This is a genomic window from Holdemanella porci, assembly GCF_019052655.1.
GTDB lineage: Bacteria > Bacillota_I > Bacilli_A > Erysipelotrichales > Erysipelotrichaceae > Holdemanella > Holdemanella hominis.
Genome location: NZ_JAHQVB010000011.1, coordinates 24,366 through 45,170 on the forward strand (window position 1 = coordinate 24,366; position 20,805 = coordinate 45,170).

Below are 20,805 nucleotides of genomic sequence, written 5' to 3' on the forward strand. Positions count from 1 at the left end.
AAATAGCGTATTTGATGCATGTATTTTGTTTAATTTGGTGTATACTACAGAATGTAGCATATTATATGAGGAGGAATCAACATGCAAACACCACCTGAATTTAGGCCCAAAAAATATGTCCCTGTTCGAAATAAAATTATAACCACTGTAGGTATAATCCTATTATCGGGTGTCGTTGGATTTGGTGCTGGCTATGCCGGAAGCCATCTATCTAATAATGCTAATGTCACTATTCAGCAACAAACTAATAAATCCAATTTTGGAACCGTTCAAGTATCGGATGTTTCTGACATCGTAGAAAAATGTAAAGATAGTGTTGTCGAAATCACAACTGAATCTGCTTCAAGTGGAAATTCCATTTTTGGACAATACGTTTCACAAGGTGCCGGCAGTGGAGTCATCATCAGTAAAGATGGATATATTGTTACGAATAACCATGTAGTAAGTGGAGCAACAAGTTTAAAAGTGACAACTACAGATGGCACAGAATATGACGCGAGTGTTGTTGGTAAAGATTCACAGACAGATTTAGCCGTTATTAAAGTGGATGCGAACAACTTGCAGGCTGCAACACTTGGTGATAGTGATATTTTACAAGTTGGAGATCCTGCCATTGCCATCGGAAATCCATTAGGAGAACTTGGTGGTACAGTTACAACGGGAATTATTTCTGCAACAGATAGACAAATCACAATTGACGATGAAACTATGACACTTCTACAAACAGATGCTGCCATCAATCCAGGAAATTCTGGTGGAGGATTGTTCAATGCTGACGGTAATCTAATTGGAATTGTTAACGCAAAGGAAAGTTCAACTGGAATTGAAGGATTAGGCTTTGCGATTCCAATCACACCTGCTCAAGACATTATCACAGAGCTTATGCAAAATGGAAGTGTCACTTCAAGACCTGCATTAAATGTTAGTTTATATGACTATACTTCAAACAATCAAGGTCAATATTCAAAATACGAAGATGGCTGCTACATCGTACAAATTGTTAAAAATGGAGCAGCTGATAAAGCAGGACTAAAACAAAATGATCGTATTCTTAGTTTTGATAGTGAACAAATCCAATCAACAAGTGATGTAAAAAATGTTCTAAAAAAGCATAAAATTGGAGATACCATTAAAATGGTCGTTGAAAGAGATTCTAAGAAGATTACAGTAGAAATTACTCTACAAGCCCAAACCCAAACTAATTAAGCCAGTTATACACTGGCTTTTTAGTTGAAACTAACCTATAATAGTTGTGTACATATAAGAAGGAGAATGAAATTTATGTCTGAAAAAATCAAAAAAAGAAAAATCATGCTTGTTGGTACAGGGTTTGTCGGCATGAGTTTTGCCTATTCAATGCTTTCAGAAAAAGGAATCGATGAACTTGTTTTAGTCGATGTCAATGAAGACAAGGCAAAAGGTGAACAAATGGACCTTAATGATGGGCTAGTATATGCAGATACGAAAATGAAAATCTCTGCTGGAACATATGCAGATGCAGCTGATACTAACATTGTTGTCTTAACAGCTGGTGCTGCTCAAAAGCCAGGTCAAACTCGTTTGGATTTAGTTAAAATCAACGCAAACATCACAAAAGGTGTATGTAAAGCCTTAAAAGAAAATAATTTCAACGGTATCTTAGTTGTTGCCAACAACCCAGTAGACATCATGACATATGTTGCATGGAAAGAAAGTGGATTACCTAAAAACCACGTTATTGGATCAGGTACTGTATTAGATACAGCTCGTCTACGTCACGCATTAAGCGAAAGATTAGGATTTGCAGACAGTAATATCCATGCATATATTATGGGTGAACATGGAGATTCTAGTTTCGTTCCTTGGATCCATTCATATATTGGATGTAAAAACTTACTTGAATACTTAGATGAAAATAACATTTCTTTAAGTGAACTACAAGAAATCTATATTGACGTTCGTGATAAAGCTTATAAAATCATCGAATTAAAACGCGCCACTTACTATGGAATTGGTTTGGCATTAAAACGTATCGTATCTTGCATCTTAAATAATGAACGTGCTATCTTACCAGTTAGTGCATATCAAAATGGTGAATATGGTAAAGAAGGCTACTTTATTGGAACACCAAGCGTTGTTGGTTCAAATGGTGTAGAACAAGTGATTCGTTTACACTTAAATGAAAATGATCAACAAAGATTTGATCATTCATTTGATACATTAAAAAATACAATTGAAGAAAATCTTCAAGACATTCTTTAAATAAATTGCCTGACTAAATTTTAGCCAGGCTTTTAATTTCTTCATCTATATTATCTAGTAATAAAACTTTATCAAATAAAGTCAAACATGGCTTATCGGAATCCGAATAATGAATCATATCATCATGATAATGTCCACTAAACCACATTTTATAATCTGTTTTCTTCTCAACTGTTTCTAAACAATCGTGTAAATCATAATAATCATCTCCATATAAAGCCATATCCGTTTCATATTTATGAGCCAATGGATGCGATGAATATGTATCGTGCGATAAAATATAATCAACTTCCCAATTATTTTTTTCTAATGTTGCAAAAGCATGTTTCGCTTCTTCAATCGTACAAATTTCATCTTTCCACCAATTTTTATGTTCTGTACGATAATTAACATCGTGGGAAAATCCTCCACCCATAGTAAAGAATTTATAACCATCAATATTGAAAACCTCACCGCGCATTAAATGAAATACTTTCGAGCGAATACGATGTACTTTACCACCTTTATACTCTTCTACAGGATACGTATTAAGAACATCAAAATTTTCATGATTCCCATCAATAAATAAAGTGTTCCAAGGAAGTGAATCTAACCATTTTAACCAGAAGTTATCCCCTGTACTTCCATCCCAAACGCAACCAAAATCTCCGCATATAATAACATAATCATTTTCTGTTAAAGAATTGCCAACTGTAAATTCTCTAGGATTGATTTTATGAATATCTTGTTCTCTATGAATGTCTCCAGTTATATAAATCATCTATTCCCCTCCAACAACATTTTTATATTATAGCACAAACGTTCACATGTTAACAAACAAATGGCAATTGTAATTAATGTAAATTATGAAAATGTTAATTTTCATTTTGTTACATTTTTTATTGACATACTTTTCAAGATGGTATATTATACAAACACAAATATTCAAAGCAATGAGCAAGACACGACTTTAAGCAAGCCCGGTTTAAGAGAGTATCAAATTTGGTGAAATGATAACAACGGTCCTTAGAGCTATCACTTGTGAGCTAATCATTTGAAATTATCAGTAAGATGATTCGTCCTTCGCGTTAAGAAGTTCTAAGTGGCAATAATGTAGTTGCAAACTAAGTGGTACCGCGGAATAGTGTTAGATTTCGTCTTAGATAGACGAAGTCTTTTTTTATTATTTGAATATTTGAATAGAAAGTTTTAAGGGAGGAAAATTATTTATGAATGGTCTATTATTATTAGCTATCGCTGCTGCATTATTACTTACAGCTTACTTAGTTTATGGACGTTATTTAGTTAAAACATGGGGAATTGATCCAAAAGCTAAGACACCTGCTTATGAAAAAGAAGATGGAGTTGATTATGTTCCAAGTAATAAATGGGAAGTATTTGGACACCAATTCTCTTCAATTGCCGGAGCCGGTCCAGTAACTGGTCCAGTACTTGCGATGGTATTTGGATGGTTACCTGCATTTTTATGGGTAATGGTCGGAGGAATCTTCTTTGGAGCCGTACAAGACTTTGGTGCTCTATACGCATCTGTTAAATCTCATGGTAAATCAATGGGACAAATCATTGAAACATACATTGGTAAAACAGGACGTAAATTATTCTTCTTGTTCTGCTGGTTATTTACTTTATTAGTTATTGCTGCTTTTGCTGACATGGTTGCAGGATCATTAAACGGATACAATGCTACAGGTGCACAATCTTTACCTAGTGGAGCTGCTAGTTCAATCACAATTCTATATGTGTTTGTTGCGATCGCATTTGGTTTCTTCTTAAAGAAAACGGGGCTTTCTGGATGGAAACAAGCTGTTTTAGGCATTGCACTAATCGTCGCTATGTTAGCATTAGGAATCGCATTCCCAGTTTACTTCACTAAACAAACTTGGGTATATCTAGTATTCGTTTATATCTTCTTTGCGAGTGTCACACCAATCTGGGTGTTAAAACAACCACGCGATTATTTAACTACATTCTTATTCATCGGAATGATCGTTGCTGGAGTTGTTGGTGTATTTGTATCAAATCCTACAATCACATCACCTGCATTCACAGGATTTAAATCTGCAACAGGAAGCTATATCTTCCCAACATTATTCGTTACAGTTGCTTGTGGTGCTGTTAGTGGATTCCACTCACTTGTATCTAGTGAAACAAGTTCTAAACAAATTCGCAACGAAAGTGATATGTTACAAGTTGGATACGGAAGTATGTTACTTGAATCATTACTTGCTGTACTTGTAATCGTTGTTGTTGGATCTTTAACTAGCTTAGCTAGCAAAGGCGTATTAAATGAAACATTATCTTCTATGGCCTTTGCTGATACTGCAACTCCATTTATTAAATTTTCAGTTGGTGTTACTGGATTGATTTCCCAATTTGGATTCCCTCAAGAATGGGGTCTATGCATCATGACAATGTTCGTTTCTGCTTTGGCATTAACTTCATTAGATGCTGTCGCTAGAATCGGACGTTTATCATTCCAAGAATTATTTGAAGTCAATGAAGACGCTGAAACAAACAGTGTTGTCGCTTTCTTAACAAATAAATATGTTGCTACATTGATCACATTAGCCGGTGGTTACCTATTAAGCCTAGGTGGATATTTAAATATCTGGCCATTATTCGGTAGTGCTAACCAATTATTAGCTGCGATGGTATTAGTTTCGTTATCTGTATTCTTAAAAGTTACAGGACGTAAAGGATATATGTTATATGTACCAATGGTTATGATGTTAGTTGCAACGATGACAAGCTTAGGAATGTCAGTATACAACATCTGCTTAAAGTTATTCGTTACTGGCGGATTCGTATTTATGACAGACGGACTACAATTATTCTTTGCTATTCTATTAATGGCATTAGGATTGATGATCTTCATTGGTTCTGGAAAGAAATTAGTTCAACCTGTTGAAAAGGCAATGCTTCAAGAACAAGAACAAAACGCATAAAACAGTCAAGACCGCATCAAGCGGTCTTTTCTTTTACTAAAATCGACAAGGATGACGGAAGCGTTAAAATGGTTGAAAAAAGGACTCGAACAACATGTTGTCCGAGCCTAATCTAAGCTACAAACCGTTTTAGGGTATATATCGTCCCTTAAATTCCTGGAGAGCAAATTCAGCAACCCCCTACAAAATTTATTGTACTAAAAATCCATCAGAACTAAGTCTGATGGATTCATTGCTTGTTACTATTCAACACCAATAATAAATGAATAAACCGGTTGATTTCCTTCATGGATTTCAACTTCTGCATCACTGTTATCTTCGATATAAGCAGCGATTTCTTCAGCCTGTTCTTTTGTAGCTGTATCACCATAAATCAAAGTAACAAGTTCACTATCGTCATCTAACATTTTATCCAACAATTTTTTTGTTGCTTCCATGCAGTCTGGACAAGATACACAAATATCTTTTCCAAAAATGCCCATATATTCATCTTTTTTAATTTCAAGACCATCATATGTTGTATCTTTAATCGCATAAGTCACTTCACCAGATTTAACATTTTCAATAGCTTCATTCATTTCAGCTAAATTATCTTCTAATTCAACATCTGGATTAAACATAACACAAGCACTTAATCCTTGTGGAATTGTTTTACTTGGAAGTACATGAATATCTTGATCTGAGCATACCTGTGCAGCCTGACTAGCAGCTAAAACAATATTTGAGTTGTTTGGTAAAATGAAGATATGATCTGCATTCAACTTTTCAACGGCTGAAACAAAATCTTCTGTACTCGGATTCATTGTTTGTCCACCACCAACAACAATGTCAGCTCTAAGTTCTGTAAACATCTTCTTGATTCCATCACCAGGAGCTACGGTAATAATGGCATATTTTTTGTGTTCTGCCATTTTTTCCTCTTCTTCTTTTTCGATAATATTGTCATGCTGCTCTTGCATGTTTTCAACTTTTAACTTAATAAAACGACCCTGACGACGTCCCATTTTAATCGCTGTGAATGGTTCTAATGTATGAACATGAACTTTTACTAAATCATCATCTTGCACACAAACAATTGAATTACCAATTGTTGCTAATTCATCTTTAAAGCTAATTTCAGAGAAATGACGAACACCATTTTCCGATAACTTCAAAATAAATTCTGTACAGAATCCATATTCTTCTTCTCCACCCTCTACTTTAGCTTGTGCACTTTCACCAGCTGCTTTTGCACCTTCAAGTTGAACTGGATGACCTTCCATAGCAGCAAGGAATCCTTCTAAGATCACACAAAGACCTTTTCCACCACTATCAACTACACCTACTTCTGCAAGTACAGGTAATAATTCAGGGGTTCTTTGTAAAGAAGCATTGGCTTCTTCCACCATCTTCTTCATAACATCCATACAATCTGTAACATCTTCAGTTGTAGTGTATGCATATGTATAATCTGCAGCTTCACGAACAACAGTTAAAATTGTTCCTTCTACTGGACGCATAACAGCACGATAAGCCACACGACTTCCATTAACCAATGCATGAGCCAATTGGGATGCATCCATATCATCTAAATCTTCAACTGCTTGATAGATTCCTCTAAAAATCTGAGACGTAATAACACCAGAGTTCCCACGTGCCCCCATTAATAATCCACGAGATAACGTTTTCGCAATATCTTTTACAGAATCTGAATTCGTTTTAAGTGCTTCTTTTACACCATTTGATACGGTTAAATGCATATTTGTACCTGTATCTCCATCTGGCACAGGGAAAACATTCAATGCATCGATTTCCGCTGAATGATTTGATAAGTTATTCATTCCGGATTCAAGCATCTGTTTAAATAAAATACCATTAATTCTTTCCATCTCTTAACCCCTACTTTACCGCACGAACACCTTGGACATAGATGTTTACAGCGTTACATTTTACTTCCAAAGTTTTCTCCAATACGTATTTAACACGTTTTTGTGCTTCATACACAACTTGACTTAATTTAATTCCTTGTAATGCAATAATATAAAGATTCAAAACTAATCCCGTTTCATCTTGTGTCACAACAACACCACGAGCATAGTTTTCTTTTTTCAATAATTCTGCCCAGCCATCTTTCAATGTCTTCTGACTAGCCATACCTACAATACCATAACATTCAGTAATTGCTCCACCAGCTAAATTGGCAATCGCATCTAATGAAATTTCGATATTTCCGTATTCTGTTGATTTATTAATAGGCATAATAAAACCTCCCGTTTTTATTAATTATACTCTACTTAAAATATAAACACAAATCCTAATACGCTTCTACAAAGCTTTGAGATTCCTCATCCCAATAATAATATGTACCATTTCCATCATAATATTCACCTGTATTTGGATCATAATACATTCCAATGTCTTCATGATAATACACGCCTGTGTTATCATCATAAACCCATTCAACCTGATTCCAAGATTCATCTTCTGTTGGCTGTTGTTCTTCTTGAACCTCGGTATTTTCCAAAGTTTTTTCATCTGTTGCTTCAGTCTTTTCGGCCTTTTCCATCTTCTCTTCCTGTTTTTCTTCAACCTTTTGTTTCGAATTCAAATCATCACAATTCACCTTTTCAATTGTTGAATGCGTAGAATCCAAAACCAGACAAACAGACTGTCCTTTTAGTTTTGTCAAAACACTTTGGTATTTAGATAACATTTTTATACTTTTTAAATTGGTATAAACAATATTCCCATCTTGCATTGTGATTTTAAACATATTTTTATCATAACTTGTTTTATAAGGTACGATTTCTGCAAACTTTTCAATTAATTCTCGAGTTAACACTTTTCGATGTTTTTGAAATTGTTCACACAACTGCTTTCTTTGTTTTGCATTAAAATTTGACAACAAAGGAAAATGTACAATTATATTTAAATACTGTTCATCTATTTCAATCGAAGAGCCATCTTGGCAAAGGGCATAATTTTTATTATCCTTCACATAATAGCCAACCATCAATTTTTCCTGCACATTAAAAGTAAGCTTTCGATTTTTCTTTGAAACATCACAAGACTGTACAAAAGGCATCTTTTCTACTCTCTTCTCCAATATAATCGAAGGCATTAAATAGATACGTGTCTTCGTACTCACATTTGCCAAATCGTAGACTTCACTATCTGACAAATAATAGTTGTTTTTACATGATAAAACCTTGACATGGGAATCTGTAGAAAAATAATACACAAAAATACTAGCTACCATCATAACAACAAGACTAAAAATAATCGATTGTTTAATAGTTAGCTTAACTTTTTTCTTTACCAATATAACTGCTCAACTTCCGTAACCATGTCAATATTATATTCTTTTTTTGCTCGAGTTTTAATTTCATGAATCAAATCACGAACATCTTGAGCTGTCGCATTCAAATCATCATTCACAATAAAATTACAGTGCTTTTCACTAACCATTGCACCACCAATTTTATGGCCCCTTAATCCCAGCTCTTCAATCAATTTCCAAGCTGGAATTTCTTCTGGATTTCTAAACACACTACCTGCACAAGGCTTATCCAAAGGCTGTGCACTCATTCTTCTTTCACGTCTAGAATCCATCAAATCACGAATATCATTTTGGTTTCCTTTTTCTAATTGGAAACGACCCACTAAAATAGTCCAATCCTTGTGTGATTGGAAGATAGAATGGCGATATGCATAATCCAATTCATCTTTTTTCATCCAACAAATTGTATTATTTTTTAAAACACAGACATCAATTAAATGATTAGCCAAATTATCCTTATAGGCTCCGGCATTCATATAAAGTCCACCACCAATCGAGCCTGGAATTCCACTTGCCCATTCCAAACCTGTTAGTGATCTTTTCATGGCCTCTACTGCCATATTTATAATTGAACATCCCGCTTGCGCTACTAGAACTCCATCTGGTTCAAAGTAGAAATCATTCAAAGTACGATCTAGATTGATGATTGCACCATGAAAATCTGTATCCGAACATAAAACGTTAGATCCACGTCCAAGTACATAATATGGAATGTTTTCCTGTGCAAGTATTTCAAGCACACACATTAGTGCTGTACAATTTTTGGGATATATATAATAGTCTACGCAACCACCAATCTTAAAAGTGGTATGTTTCTTCATAGGCTCATGTTCTAAAACTTCTGCATACGTCATTAAACGATCCTTTATGCTCATATTATTTCCCCTTTTTACATATATTTTTTAATAAATCTATAATATCATATGCCGCATTCGGTTTACCCATCTGCAATGCATGTTCATGTGTTTGTTCATATACCACTGGATTTGCGTATAAAGATACAATTTGACCTTGCAAAGTTTCTGCATTCAAATCCTTTTCTTCAATAATACGACAAGCTTGTTGTCTTAGCAGCATACTCGCATTATAAAATTGATGGTTATTTGCCACATAAGGACTTGGTATCACGATAGAAGGAATCCCTAAAGCCGTTACTTCTGCAAGCGTTGTAGCACCTGCACGACAAACCATTCCATCTACATGTCCATAAATACGCAATGTATCTACATATGGTACAACATGAATATTTTTTTGGCTTTCAAATAAATTCAAATCTTGAGAATTGTCTTTTCCGCAGACATACAAAAATTGTAAATCATCATTGACATCCTTTAAAGCACTCTTCATTAATTCATTTACAGAACTAGAGCCCAAAGAACCCATCACAATAAGAATTGTTTTTTTATCTAAATCTAAACCTAATGATTTAAAATAGTCTTCATCAAATATTGCCTCTTTGGCAATTGTTGCTCTTGGATTTCCCAACATATGAATCTTTTCCTTTGGAAAAACCTCATTACATTTTTCATAACAAGTTATAATCGCATCCACTTTCTTCATAACAAGCTGGTTGGCCTTACCAACAATGGAGTTTTGTTCATGAATTACGGTGTGGATTCCTAAAGAATGAGCCGCCATAATAACTGGCGCACTCACATATCCTCCAAATCCAATCACAACATCTGGATTGAATTCTTTTAAGTATTTTTTTGCCTTACCTTCTGCTTTAAACATCTGACAAACCGCCATACATTTTTTTAATGCATTTCCTACTAATCCAGAAGTATGTAGAGCCTTAAACGCATAGCCATTTTGCGGAATCAAATCCTTTTCCATGCGATCATCATTTCCAATAAATAATATTTCAGTCGAAGAATCAAGTTCTTTCATTTTATCTGCTAAAGCTAAAGCCGGATAAATATGACCCCCTGTTCCTCCTGTCACAAAACAAATTTTCATATTAAAAACCTCACCAAGTATATCATATATCAATCTTTTAAAACAATATCGTCACTTGTCTTTTCCAGTTGTCCAGTTAAAACAAAACGATGACTCGAATCAAATCCATAATCTAAATCACATGTGGATAAAGAAACAAACTTTTGATCTGTATTCACCAAATCATTGAAGTATGTAGACGACTGTTTCATAGAATCTAAAGTCTCTTGTCTATAATCTCCAAATGACGTTGTATAGAATACACTATCGTCTGTAGTTTTCGCAAATGTAAATACATGACAGTTAAAATTCGCACCTGGTGTTAATAAATAAAATACTGGATGCGATTTAAAAAAATCTTCATCACAATACTTCTTTAACAAGGTAAACATGCCTCCACCTTCAACAGAATGGCCATATATAATGGAATTATCATCTTGAAATTGTGCATTCGCATTCGCATCCAAAAAAATCGAACCTCTATTATTATATTCCCCACTCACTGTATGATTCAAATAATATTCATTATCTTTCGATTGCATAACAGGAAAAGAAATATCACAACCTGGAACATAAATCCATCCTACTATATCTTGATTCTCTGCTTGAAGTGCTGCCCAATCAGGTTCTAAAACATTCTTTACTACTTTATTTTCTCTTTTTTTCTTAATTACTTTTTTTTCTAATTGTTTTGTCTGTGTCGCAACTTGTTGTTTCTGTGAATATATATCCCATAAATTATAGGCACTGTACCCAAATACACAAAGGCTAACGACAAAAACGATTCTATATATCCATTTTTTCATACAACTTAATTTTAACACAAAAAAAAAGGATAGAGAAATAAATTCCCTATCCTATAAAGATAATCGCAATTATTTAGTTAATTTACTAGCAGCAGCTTTATCCAATACAACAACTACATCAGCGTGATTTTGTAATGCACTTGCAGCACATGCAGTATCGATTGGTCCTTCGATCATAGCTTTAATAGCATCTGCTTTATTTTCACCATTAGCCACTAATAATACTTTTTTAGATTTCATAATTGTTCCAATTCCCATTGAAATAGCTTGTGTTGGAACCTTGTTAATATCGTTATCAAAGAAACGAGCATTTGCTTCACGAGTGTTTTCTGTTAAATCAACGATGTGAGTTAATGTTTCAAATGGTGTACCAGGTTCATTGAATCCGATATGTCCATTTTGTCCAATTCCTAATACCTGTAAGTCAATTGATACTTCACTTAAAGCATCTTCATAAGCTTTACAATCAGCTTCTGTATTTCCATAAGGAACATGTGTATTATTTAAATCAATATCAATATCTTTAAATAAGTTTTCATACATAAAAGTATAGTAAGATTGAGGATCTTTACGATCGATTCCTACATATTCATCTAAATTATAAGATTTAATATCTTTATAGCTATATCCATCTTTGTGGTATTGGATCATTTCCTTATATAATCCAACTGGACTAGATCCTGTTGCCAAACCTAAGACAGCATCTTTCTTAGCATCCAATAATTCCTTGATGACTTCAAATGCCTTTGCTGACATTTCATCATAGTTTTCACATACAATAACCTTCATTGTTATCTCCTCCATATTTCTTCTAATATTATAGCATAGCGCTTTCAAAATAAAATGTACATTTTAGTAATGCTTTTGTCATTTTTAACAAATTAGTAATATTTGCACTTTTTAATTAACTTTATGTTAAAAAGAAGAAAAAATGTTAAAGATACTGTATAATAAAAACAGTTAAGGAGGACATACAATGCCTAAACAAAACCCATTATTAAACATTGTTAAAAAACAAAAAGAAGGTAAAGCCGTAGCTATCTATTCATGCTGTTCAAGTAATGCATTCGTTATTGAAGCTGCGATGGAAACCGCAAAAAAACAAGATTCATGTGTTTTAATTGAATCAACTGCTAACCAGGTAGATCAAAATGGTGGTTACTCAGGAATGACACCAAAAGATTTCTTCAACTTCTGTCATGAAAAAGCAAAAGAAGCTGGATTATCAAGTGATCGTATTTTCTTAGGTGGGGACCACTTAGGACCATTAACAGTCGCAAACAAACCGGAAGCAGAAGCTATGGAATACGCAAAAACATTAGTACACGACTATGTTCGTGCTGGTTTCACTAAAATTCATATTGATACAAGCATGAAAGTTGCTGATGATGATCCAAATACTCGTTTAAGTGATGAAACAATTGCTCGTCGTGGAGCTACTTTAGCTAAAGTTTGCGAAGAAGCTTACCAAGAATTACTTCAAGAAAATCCAGAAGCAATTCACCCAGTATATATCGTCGGTAGTGAAGTTCCAATTCCAGGTGGAGCACAAGAAGAAAATGCTGGTATGCAAGTTACAAAACCTGAAGACTTCAAAAGTACTGTAGCTACATTTGAAAAAGCATTTGATGATATGGGAATCGCAGATGCTTGGAACCACGTTATTGCTGCTGTTGTTCAGCCAGGTGTTGAAGAAAAAGATGCTGGATGTGAAGAATACGATCGTGAACGTGCTAAAGATTTAATGGCAAGCATTAAAGATTTTGACAAATTAGTATTTGAAGGACACTCAACTGATTATCAAACTAAATACAAATTACGTGAATTAGTAGAAGATGGTGTTGGCATCTTAAAAGTTGGTCCTGGACTTACTTATGCCGCTCGTGAAGGAATCTTCTCATTATGCATGATTGAAGAAGAATTGGCTGCTGTTTATGGATTTGAAACGAGTCACTTCCGTGAAGAATTAGACAAAGCCATGTTAGCAAACCCTGGTAAATGGGCTCCATATTATCATGGAACAGAAAATGAAATTGCATTCAAACGTAAATATTCATTCTCTGACCGTTGCCGTTACTATTTACCTCAAGAAAATGTTAAGAATGCTTTAGCTAAATTATTGGCAAACTTAAAAGAACACCCAGTACCATTACCATTGCTAAGTCAGTATATGCCTTTCCAATATACATTGGTACGTGAAGGTAAATTGAACAACACACCTGAAGATTTAATTAAAGCTCGTGTTATGTATACAATTGAAGAATATACTTATGCTAGTCACCAGGAAGAATTAGTTCGCTAAAACAAATATTGCGCATCTTATAGATGCGCATTTTTTTTGCAAAAAAAAGGTTCAACCGAACCTTTTACTTACTCTTTCTTGAAATCAATTCTTTAGCATGATATAACGCAAAGATAAATGTTAATGCACTAATTACATAATTAAGAGTTAACATCCAACCTGTATAGTTTTCGTTATATGCATTAATAATAATCAATACAGCTAACGCTAATAATAGAACCATTTTCAAAATGATTTTATTCGTATCTAAAGTTTTAATAGAAGCTTCACTCTTCATTTTTTCATTACACTTAAAGTTTTCAACGCGAGCTAAGTTTTTCAAGAATCGTCTAAATCTAAATTCTAAAAATCCATATACTCCAACACCAGCTAAAACACATAACCAGATAGGCATATCAAACATCAACATCAAAATGAATCCGATAGCTCCCATCACAAAGCGCATACTGAATTGTTTATATCGATCTTCATTATTTGCTAAAATATATCCATTTTTAGAAAACACATCATAATATACCGCTCTTCCACGTTCATCTTTATAAACATGCCAACCAGATACACTTCCTTTTAAATCTGCTTGTTGTTTTTGTCTTGTCTTTCTACCTTGTGCCATAAATATCTCCTTACCACTCAACTACTTCTTCGAGTTCTTCTTTTTTTAGATTTTGTCGTTTCTCTTCTTCTTTAAAATCAACATAATCTGTATATGGTGTCAGACAACCATTATCCTGCGGTTGATCATGACCATCCATATGTACCATTATTTTGTCAAGAATATCGGTTTGTGTCAACTTTTCTCCAACTTTTGAAGCTTTCAAAAAACTTGGAGCACGACCAATCTCCATAAACATCGTTTCTAATTCAGCATAATCTGCTGCATGAATACCTTCTGTAAAATATTCTAATTCCTGTAGCATCATTTTGCAGAAAGTTTTCACATCACGCATATCAACATTGCCTCTAAAAATAATGAAAACCTTATGATCATTTGTCACTTTTAATGGTTGAGACATTGTAAATTTATTCTGGATTGCCTTATAAACTTCTTCCCTTGTCTTTTCCATATACTCTAAGTAATAAGGTTTATCCTCTAATTCCTTATTATTATAAATATTGAAATAAATTGTATTGTATACTCCACAATGTCTAAAAATTGTTCCTTTAATACTTGTTGCATAAAGAACTGGATATTTTTTATCAGCCATAATTTGTACCTCCTTAATTTCATTTTTAAATCATCAAAAAATTTTTTAATGAGCTAAAAATAAAATTAAAGGTTGTAAGGATATAATCCGTTACAACCTTATATTTGAGAGAAAATATTCTAACTTCGTTAGATTAGCCTACGCAACTACTGACCATGGAACTGGTACTAGAGGTGTATATGAACCTGCCCAGATTCCGAATGCAGCTCCAACAATACCGATTACTAAGAATAATGCGATACATTTTACTGGAGTCCAGTTTTTCTTCTTAATCAATACATAGCACATCATAGTGAATGCGAATGCGATTAAGCAAGGTAAAATCATATTTAAGTAGTTTTGGATTACAATTGGATCACCTTCACCATTAGCGATTGAGATACCTAATTTAGTTCCTCCACCATAGTTAGAAATTAAAGCACCAACAACGAATACACCTAATACACTTGCAGCGTGAGTGAATGCTTTAGCGTTAGCAGTCATCATCTTAACAGCAGTTAAACCTAAGTTGTATGACCAGTACATTAAAGCATAACGTAAAACCATTTCAACACCGAATGCGATAACGAAGTATAAGATTGGTCCCATGATACTTCCATCAATAGCCATGTTTGCAGTTAAACCAGCAGTGATAGGAATTAATGTATACCAGAACAATGCGTCACCAATACCACCTAATGGAGCAGCAGTTGAGATACGTACAGAACGAATTGTCTGAATATCCGTTTTTTGTTGTTCCATTGATAATACGATACCCATAACGAATGTTACGAAGAATGGGTGAGTATTAAGGAAATCCATGTTGTGAGTCATAGATGCAGCTAAGTCATCTTTATTTGTGTGGATTTTTTCCAAACCAGGTAACATAGCCCATAACCAACCAGCAGATTGCATACGTTCGTAGTTGAACGCAGCCTGTAATTGGCAAGAACGCCATACCATTTTATTTAAAGTTTGTTTATCTAATCTTGCAGCAGGAGTAGTATCCTTGTAAGAAGTCATTGCATTAGATTCCATCACTTACACCTCCCTGCGCAGCTTTTGTTTCAATAGAAGTAATCTTGAAGTCTAATAATGCGATTGCAACACCGATGAATGCAACTAAGATCAAGCAAGCAGAAGCAGTAGCTTCAACGTTACCAAATAGCAATGCAGTTGCAAAACCACCTAGTAACCATCCCCACAAGTCGTTAGAAAGCATAATCTTTAACAATACAGCGAAACCTACGAAACGCATCATTCCACCGGCAGCACTTAAACCACCCATGAACCAGCTTGCTTCTTCACTTAAGCTTTGTAAAGCACCAGAAGCAGCAGTTCCACCAACATATGCTAAAATAGCGATTACAGCAAATAAAGTACCTAAGATAGCCATAGAAGTATTACATACAGCTGTAATTCCTTTAGGGTTAGCTTCATTAGCAGCTTTATCAGCTTTAGCCATTAAACCAGACATGATTGTAAATGTTAATGTTACAACGTATTGTCCGAATGTAGCGAAAATCATACAAGCTCCTAAAGCAGCATTAATGTCCATTTTTGCTTTAACAGCGAAAATCATAGCAACAACTGATCCTAATACAGCGTTAGGAGGCTGTGCTCCACCAACTGGCATGTTACCAACCATCATTAACTCATATGTACCACCAACAACTAAGCCAGTGTTTACATCACCTAGGATTGCACCAATAATTGGACAAGCAATGATAGGACGATAAACGATTTCAGTTAATGAGAATTGGTCGATGGCAAAAAAGAATGTTACAATTGCCAATAACACAATTTCTACAATATTCATTTTTCATTTTCTCCTTTTTTTGGATTAACTCCAAAGTTTATTAATATCTTCAGGTGCGATGTCAGGTACACGTTGAATTTCTAATTCAACACCTAATTCTTGCAATTTCTTGAATGCAGCAACATCATCGTCATTTACAGCTACAGTAGTAGCAACTTGACGTTTACCTTCAGACATGTGCATGTTTCCAATATTACATTTTTTAATTGGAACACCACCCTCAACTAGACGTAATACATCCTGAGGTGTTTCACAAATGATGAAGATTTTTTGAGCAGGACTTGCTTTTCCAATAATGTCGATTGTCTTCTGAATTGAGAAGTAACGAGTCTGAGCATAAGCTGGAGCAGCCATGTTCATCAAACCTTGACGGAATTCATCTTTTGCGACAGCGTCATTTGCAACTAATAATAAGTTAGCTCCTAGAACTCCACTCCATTGAGTTGCAACTTGACCGTGAATCAAACGATTGTCGATTCTTGTTAATAAGATATTTGGCATATTCTCTCTCCTTCCTGATAGCGCTTTCTTCTTTAAAGAATAACTATCTTGACTATATTATACATTTTCTATGCATAAATGCTTTACACATTTTAAGCAATTTTTTGCACTTTTTAGTATTTTTTTAATATTTATCACTAACAATTATAAAAATTGGCAAAAAAAATACATAATTATCACAAAATCAATTTAAAAAGCCCGTTTTGAAAACCTTTTCACAAAGTAAAAGAACATGCTAATTAGCATGTCCCTTCTTTAAACTCTTTTTTTGCTTTTTCTAACTTTTCAGGTTCAGTAATCAAATCTAAACCAATTAACGCAATAGCTGTAGCTGCTGTTACTAATCCAGCTTTTCCATCTTCACTAATTGTTGCAGCCGCCATTTCTTTAGAATGACCAGCAACTGAGCAATCTGCGATTTTGATAGTTCCCTGAATTGTTGGACAAACATAACTTACACTTCCAACATCTGTAGAACCACATGGAATTTCATCAACCGGATTAATTTGCTCGACTCCTAGCTCTTTATATTTTTCTGTCAACATATCAGCTAGTGTATAGTTGATTTTTGTATCTTCATAAGGACATTCATACATACTTGTTTTGTAAGTTGTTTGGCTTGCAATACAAGAACCCTTCACACAATCCTCTGCACGAGTTGCAATCTCTTTACAATATGCCATCGTAGTTGCTCTAAAATAATACTCCATACTTGCATAAGCAGGAATTACATTGGCAGCTAAACCTCCGTCGCGAATAATTCCATGAATATATGATCCTGGAGTCACAAATTGACGTAACATTGAAATCTGTGTATATGTACTAATCGCTGCATCTAATGCACTGTGCCCCTCTTGAGGACGACATCCATGCGCATTCTTACCAAAGAATTCATACTTAATTGGTAAAATAGCTAATGATCTAGATCCGACACCATTTTCTGTACTTGGATGAACCATTAAAGCTGCATCTACATCATCAAATACCCCAGCTTCACTCATCTTAACTTTTCCACCAAAGTTTTCTTCACCAGGCGTACCCACAACACGTACTGTTCCACCAATTTCATCAACAACACTCTTTAATGCTTCACCAGCCGCAATACCAATACCAGCAATCAAGTTATGTCCACATCCGTGTCCAACTTCAGGAAGTGCATCATATTCACACATATAAGCAATTGTTGGCCCTTCTTTACCCGATTTATACTCAGCCACAAAATCTGTATCGATCACAACACTCGATTTCACATCGAATCCAGCATCTTCTAAATATTTCACCAATACCTTCTGTGTTTCATACTCCTCAAAACCTGTTTCCGGATTATCGTATAGTGTTTTTACAATATCCATATATGCATCTAAATGCTCTTGAATAGATGCCTCAATTCTAGTTTTATAATCCATTCTAAATACCTCCGTATATGAAAATATCATACCTCATTTTCAGATATTTGAAAAGTTTTTACAAAAAAAGCCAGGCAAAGCCTCTGGTTCAAAAAAAGCCAGGCAAAGCCTAGCTTAAATATTAGATACCATCTGAAAAATCGTCGTTTTGCTCAATGTGTTGGAATACATAACGCATAACTTGATCTTTTCCAACGTTGCAAGCTGATTCAGCTAAAGCATGAACATCTTCAGAGAAAGTACGAGTTAAGTTGATTTCAACTAACATACCTAAGTTTGTACCTGCAACAACTTCTACGTTTCCTCTTGGGAATCCAATTTCAACAGCCGTTTTGAATGGAGAACCACCAGCTAAATCACTTAATACAATGATTCCTTCGCAGTCTTTTAATGAATCCATAGCATCTGTTAATTTTTTTGCTAAATCATCCGTTGAATCTGTGGATTCAAAATCTACAGCAACATATTCTTTTGCATCTCCAGCAATCAAGTTTAAGCTTGTAGTTAAACCTGTCGCAAAGTGGCCATGACCAGTAACAATTAATCCTATCATCTTCTTTTTTCTCCTCTAATTTTCTCCTCTAAATTCTTACTTTGCAGTATATGGGTAAATAGTAACACCCTTAACAACACGGTTTACTTCACCTGTTGGACATGGATTGTCTGGTGTAATCTTGTAGCTCAATGATTTAAATAACGCAATAACCTGAGCAACTAAAATATAGTCAAATCCTAAGAAAATATTATCTTTTGGCGCATCTAAATCAAAGTTAATGAATGTATCTACTAATCCTTCGATTTCAGCATCTGCATGACTAGAAACTGCAACTAAACGGTTCTTTTTGCGTTGTCCACTCATTTCTTTAATAATGTCATATTCATATTGTCTTTGATATTCATCATCTGATAAATAAACAACTGTTAAACATTCATCGTTGATAACTGATTTAGGTCCGTGACGGAATCCCATTGGACTATCAAATGTAGTTGTAACTGTACCAGCAGTTAATTCACAAATTTTTAATTGACTTTCTTGAGCAATACCCTTCAATGTATTTGCACCTAAGTATACAATACGGTTAAATTCCGCAAAGTCAGCAACTAAATTTTCACATACTTTGTATCCTTCATCAACAAATTTTTGTCCTTGAGCGATAACACTCTCCATTTCTTTTGCAACTTCATCAATATCATCTAAACGGAAACATAATAATGCAGCCAACATCATGTTAGAGAAACTTGAAGTCATTGCGAAAGACTGATCATGAGTTTCTGGTGTTAAGTTAATATCATAAGCATTGTCACGAGTAGCTGCCGCTTTTGCTAAAGCCCCATCTTTGTTACATGTAATGAATAAATGATACACATTTTCCTTACATACTTCATCAGCAACTTGTACTGAGCCAACACTTTCAGGAGAGTTTCCTGAACGACCAAAGTTCACTAATAAAGTCTTTTTATTTCTTGATAAATAGTTTTCTGGAGTTTCTACTAAATCAGTAGAAGCATATGATTTTGCATGGTAACCAGTATAACGGTTAACATATGAATATAATGCATTACCTACATATTCACTTGTTCCAGCACCTGTAAACACGATATCACAATCTGGATCACTTAATACAGGTTCCATGAATTTCTTTAAAGCTTCCTTTTCATTTTTAATTTGAGCAATTGTTTTTGCCCAAGTGGCAGGTTGTTGGTAGATTTCCTGTGCAGTAAAAATACCACTTAATTCTTCCCAAGTTGATTTTTCTTTTCCGAACATTTTTCTTTCTCCTTCTGAACTAATTTCATTATAACCGTTTTTAACCAAAATAAAAGATTTTAGGTGAAAGTAAACTAAAAAGTGCAAATTTGTTCTTTAAAAATACAAATTCTTATTAAAAAAGAAGGATTTCTCCCAATGTCATTAAGTTAAGAAATGACGGTTTTGAGGGGAACACAAAAAATGTGCTCCTCTTTTTTTTGGAAAATTTGAATTTTTTGTTGACATACAGGTAGAAATGTGTGGCCTATTATCATTTCTGATAATAGGCCAATTGTTTATAGGTATATGTTTTTGGAGGTACTTATGAACAATTATAAATCGTTAAAAAAGCAGTTAAAATTCTGCATCAAAACCATGAATGATTCTTCTTCACTATTTGTTGTTGATTCAAATAAGGATTTTACACGGAATAGAAAACATCTTTTTGGAAGTACACTTTTCAATGTGCTTTTATTAGAGTCTGGATCTTTAAAAGATGAAATGTTCAAATTGTTTGGATATAAGCTTGATACGCCTACTGATGTTAGCATATAAATAGGACTAGTCAAAAAGAGAAAATTTACACCAGTGGTA

At 34.3% G+C, this 20,805-nt stretch carries 21 protein-coding genes and 1 other annotated feature; of the genes, 5 read left to right on the forward strand and 16 right to left on the reverse strand.

Annotated features, from left to right (window positions below):
• Positions 1–81: 81 nt before the first annotated feature.
• Both KTQ83_RS03650 and KTQ83_RS03655 read left to right on the forward strand, forming a co-directional pair.
• Positions 82–1,206, forward strand: coding sequence for a S1C family serine protease (locus tag KTQ83_RS03650; protein ID WP_217256048.1), 1,125 nt, complete (start codon positions 82–84; stop codon positions 1,204–1,206).
• Between the two features lie 75 nt (positions 1,207–1,281).
• Positions 1,282–2,241, forward strand: coding sequence for an L-lactate dehydrogenase (locus KTQ83_RS03655; protein ID WP_117926862.1), 960 nt, complete (start codon positions 1,282–1,284; stop codon positions 2,239–2,241).
• 13 nt (positions 2,242–2,254) lie between these two features.
• Here KTQ83_RS03655 and KTQ83_RS03660 read toward each other — a convergent pair whose 3' ends face one another.
• Entirely contained in the window at positions 2,255–3,001 is a 747-nt protein-coding gene (locus KTQ83_RS03660; RefSeq protein ID WP_117926548.1) for a metallophosphoesterase family protein, read from the reverse strand.
• 163 nt (positions 3,002–3,164) lie between these two features.
• Positions 3,165–3,385, forward strand: a binding site (T-box leader).
• Between the two features lie 64 nt (positions 3,386–3,449).
• On the opposite strand from KTQ83_RS03660, the gene KTQ83_RS03665 reads away from it, so the two are divergent.
• Complete coding sequence (locus KTQ83_RS03665) at positions 3,450–5,186, forward strand: carbon starvation CstA family protein (protein WP_217256049.1); 1,737 nt, start codon at positions 3,450–3,452, stop codon at positions 5,184–5,186.
• 242 nt (positions 5,187–5,428) lie between these two features.
• Here KTQ83_RS03665 and KTQ83_RS03670 read toward each other — a convergent pair whose 3' ends face one another.
• The 7 genes from KTQ83_RS03670 to nagB form a co-directional block, all read right to left on the reverse strand.
• Complete coding sequence (locus KTQ83_RS03670) at positions 5,429–7,054, reverse strand: DAK2 domain-containing protein (protein WP_217256050.1); 1,626 nt, start codon at positions 7,052–7,054, stop codon at positions 5,429–5,431.
• Between the two features lie 10 nt (positions 7,055–7,064).
• Positions 7,065–7,424 (reverse strand): Asp23/Gls24 family envelope stress response protein, encoded by a 360-nt coding sequence (locus KTQ83_RS03675; RefSeq protein WP_117570682.1) that lies wholly within the window; start codon positions 7,422–7,424, stop codon positions 7,065–7,067.
• Positions 7,425–7,479: 55 nt separating this feature from the next.
• Positions 7,480–8,487 (reverse strand): OCRE domain-containing protein, encoded by a 1,008-nt coding sequence (locus KTQ83_RS03680; protein WP_186998633.1) that lies wholly within the window; start codon positions 8,485–8,487, stop codon positions 7,480–7,482.
• Positions 8,481–9,380, reverse strand: coding sequence for a UDP-N-acetylmuramate dehydrogenase (murB, locus tag KTQ83_RS03685; protein ID WP_186998634.1), 900 nt, complete (start codon positions 9,378–9,380; stop codon positions 8,481–8,483). Before murB ends, KTQ83_RS03680 begins: the two co-directional genes overlap by 7 nt.
• Position 9,381: 1 nt before the next feature.
• Complete coding sequence (gene murG / locus KTQ83_RS03690; protein ID WP_186998635.1) at positions 9,382–10,464, reverse strand: undecaprenyldiphospho-muramoylpentapeptide beta-N-acetylglucosaminyltransferase; 1,083 nt, start codon at positions 10,462–10,464, stop codon at positions 9,382–9,384.
• Positions 10,465–10,493: 29 nt separating this feature from the next.
• Positions 10,494–11,249 (reverse strand): class B sortase, encoded by a 756-nt coding sequence (gene srtB / locus KTQ83_RS03695; RefSeq protein WP_117926549.1) that lies wholly within the window; start codon positions 11,247–11,249, stop codon positions 10,494–10,496.
• 69 nt (positions 11,250–11,318) lie between these two features.
• Complete coding sequence (nagB, locus tag KTQ83_RS03700) at positions 11,319–12,038, reverse strand: glucosamine-6-phosphate deaminase (protein WP_117926542.1); 720 nt, start codon at positions 12,036–12,038, stop codon at positions 11,319–11,321.
• A 187-nt stretch (positions 12,039–12,225) separates the two neighbouring features.
• Here nagB and KTQ83_RS03705 point away from each other — a divergent pair, with 187 nt between their 5' ends.
• Complete coding sequence (locus KTQ83_RS03705) at positions 12,226–13,551, forward strand: class II D-tagatose-bisphosphate aldolase, non-catalytic subunit (protein WP_217256051.1); 1,326 nt, start codon at positions 12,226–12,228, stop codon at positions 13,549–13,551.
• 64 nt (positions 13,552–13,615) lie between these two features.
• Here the strand turns inward: KTQ83_RS03705 and KTQ83_RS03710 are convergent, their stop codons facing one another.
• The 8 genes from KTQ83_RS03710 to KTQ83_RS03745 form a co-directional block, all read right to left on the reverse strand.
• Positions 13,616–14,164: a hypothetical protein gene (locus tag KTQ83_RS03710; RefSeq protein WP_217256052.1), complete on the reverse strand. Its 549-nt coding sequence runs from the start codon at positions 14,162–14,164 to the stop codon at positions 13,616–13,618.
• 10 nt (positions 14,165–14,174) lie between these two features.
• Positions 14,175–14,756 carry a hypothetical protein gene (locus KTQ83_RS03715; protein ID WP_217256053.1) on the reverse strand — a complete coding sequence of 194 codons (582 nt, stop codon included), beginning with the start codon at positions 14,754–14,756 and terminating at the stop codon, positions 14,175–14,177.
• A gap of 138 nt (positions 14,757–14,894) precedes the next feature.
• On the reverse strand, positions 14,895–15,773 hold the full coding sequence (locus KTQ83_RS03720) for a PTS system mannose/fructose/sorbose family transporter subunit IID (protein ID WP_117925988.1): 879 nt from the start codon (positions 15,771–15,773) through the stop codon (positions 14,895–14,897).
• The gene (locus KTQ83_RS03725; protein ID WP_117925986.1) at positions 15,763–16,554 is read right to left on the reverse strand and encodes a PTS mannose/fructose/sorbose/N-acetylgalactosamine transporter subunit IIC; all 792 of its coding nucleotides are present in this window, start codon (positions 16,552–16,554) and stop codon (positions 15,763–15,765) included. Before KTQ83_RS03725 ends, KTQ83_RS03720 begins: the two co-directional genes overlap by 11 nt.
• A gap of 24 nt (positions 16,555–16,578) precedes the next feature.
• Positions 16,579–17,055: a PTS galactosamine transporter subunit IIB gene (agaB, locus tag KTQ83_RS03730; protein WP_003863846.1), complete on the reverse strand. Its 477-nt coding sequence runs from the start codon at positions 17,053–17,055 to the stop codon at positions 16,579–16,581.
• A gap of 239 nt (positions 17,056–17,294) precedes the next feature.
• Complete coding sequence (locus KTQ83_RS03735) at positions 17,295–18,461, reverse strand: M20 family metallopeptidase (RefSeq protein ID WP_117925981.1); 1,167 nt, start codon at positions 18,459–18,461, stop codon at positions 17,295–17,297.
• A gap of 121 nt (positions 18,462–18,582) precedes the next feature.
• Positions 18,583–19,014 (reverse strand): PTS galactosamine/N-acetylgalactosamine transporter subunit IIA, encoded by a 432-nt coding sequence (agaF, locus tag KTQ83_RS03740; protein ID WP_217256054.1) that lies wholly within the window; start codon positions 19,012–19,014, stop codon positions 18,583–18,585.
• Positions 19,015–19,050: 36 nt separating this feature from the next.
• Positions 19,051–20,229, reverse strand: a complete 1,179-nt coding sequence (locus KTQ83_RS03745) for an SIS domain-containing protein (RefSeq protein ID WP_117925977.1) — start codon at positions 20,227–20,229, stop codon at positions 19,051–19,053.
• Positions 20,230–20,535: 306 nt separating this feature from the next.
• Between KTQ83_RS03745 and KTQ83_RS03750 the strand changes: the two genes are divergently transcribed.
• On the forward strand, positions 20,536–20,766 hold the full coding sequence (locus tag KTQ83_RS03750) for a hypothetical protein (protein ID WP_244975758.1): 231 nt from the start codon (positions 20,536–20,538) through the stop codon (positions 20,764–20,766).
• Positions 20,767–20,805: the final 39 nt, after the last annotated feature.